The sequence below is a fragment of the Psychrobacillus sp. genome (assembly GCF_056205495.1).
Genome location: NZ_JBAEAP010000068.1, coordinates 1 through 1,681 on the forward strand (window position 1 = coordinate 1; position 1,681 = coordinate 1,681).

At 34.9% G+C, this 1,681-nt stretch carries 1 protein-coding gene; it reads left to right on the forward strand.

Annotation, left to right across the window (positions count from 1 at the left end; genetic code table 11):
• Positions 1–75: 75 nt before the first annotated feature.
• A partial coding sequence (locus AC06OU_RS02165; RefSeq protein ID WP_475853654.1) for a methyl-accepting chemotaxis protein occupies positions 76–1,681 on the forward strand: 1,606 nt, incomplete at its 3' end.

Sequence of the window (1,681 nt, forward strand, 5' to 3'; positions counted from 1 at the left end):
TGCTTAAATGTGATAATTATCACATTTCTGTACAAATATTGTAGGTATAATTAATCAAAAAGGGAGTGTTATTATATGCGTGGTTCTTTAAAAAGTAAACTTTTAGTTCTGGCTTTAATCGTTATATTACTACCTTTATCAATACTAGGCCTAAATAATTATTTGTTAGCTAAAAAAGAATTAGATGAATTAGGGAAAATGGGGATTCAAAATGGTACCTATGCAATATTGGATTTAATTGATGAATTGAATAAAGAGGTAGAAAAAGGCGTTATAACAATTGAAGAAGCAAAAGCACGAGTTGCAGATAAAATTATCGGTCCTTTAAAGGAGGACAATAAACGTTCAATCACTAATCCGGCATCCTACGGGAAGAATTTCTATTATTATGTTATGGATGATAAAGGCAACTTATTAGTACACCCTAGTCTAGAAGGGGAAAACTTATATGATAATCAGTCGGAGGATGGTCAGTATTTTATAAGAGATAGTATAGAAAAAGCATTAAATGGTGGGGGGTACGTGTCTTATAACTGGCCACTTCCTAGTGACGAAGCTCAAGTGGAACCAAAAATTGCATATAGTATAGAGGATCCCAATTGGGGGTGGATAATTGTAGCAGCTACATACGAAATGGACTTTAATAAAGGCGCACATACTATGTTATTTACAACCATTGTGACGATTTTAATAGCGCTCCTGTTAGGATTAGTACTGTTTTGGTACTTTGCTAGAAAAATGACATCTTATTTAAAGAAGATTATGGTTTTAACCTCGGATATAGCAGATGGAAAGCTTAGTGGAAATGAGATACCAATAGAAACAAGGGATGAGTTAGGTCAGCTTGCATTAAATGTGAATACTATGAAGAATAGTTTAGAGGAAATGGTGAGTCAAACAAAAGTATCTTCAGACCATATGAGAGGCTCCTCCGAGGTGCTGAGTGCTGTAATAGAAGAAACTACGGCAGCTGCTGATGAAATTTCACATGTTATTACAGAAATCTCTAAAGGTGCAGTTATACAAGCAGAGGAAGCAGAGGTAGCTTCTGATAAAGTAAATGATTTGTCTACAGTTATTGAGAAAACACTTAAGCAATATAATGAAATTATTGTAGGGGTTAGTCAAATGACAAGCGTACAAGAAAATGGTTTATCTAACATAAATACCTTAACTACAAATACTGATAGATTGCAAGCAGTGATGGATGTCCTACAGGCTACTTTTACTCAACTTACTAATCGAATGGGACAGATATCTCAAATTGTTCAGACCATTAATGATATATCTGCCCAAACCAACTTACTTGCTTTAAATGCAAGTATCGAAGCTGCAAGGGCAGGAGAGCATGGAAAAGGATTTGCGGTAGTAGCAGAGGAGGTAAGGAAGCTATCAGAAGGTACTCAGGTAGCTACAGATAGTGTACGTAATCTTTTAAAGCAAATTGAGCAGGACACACGTTTAGCAGAAATTCAAATGACGGAAACTCAATCGATTTCAAATGAACAAATGGATTCAGTTGAGTATACTAAACAATCTTTCGTTGAATTGACTAAATCCATTCAACAAATAAAAGAAGATCTTATTTATTTAAATGAAGAAATGAATACCATGTATTCTAATAGAGAAGTGGTTGTAGGGGCAATATCTAATATTGTAGCCGTTGCAGAGGAGTCTGCAG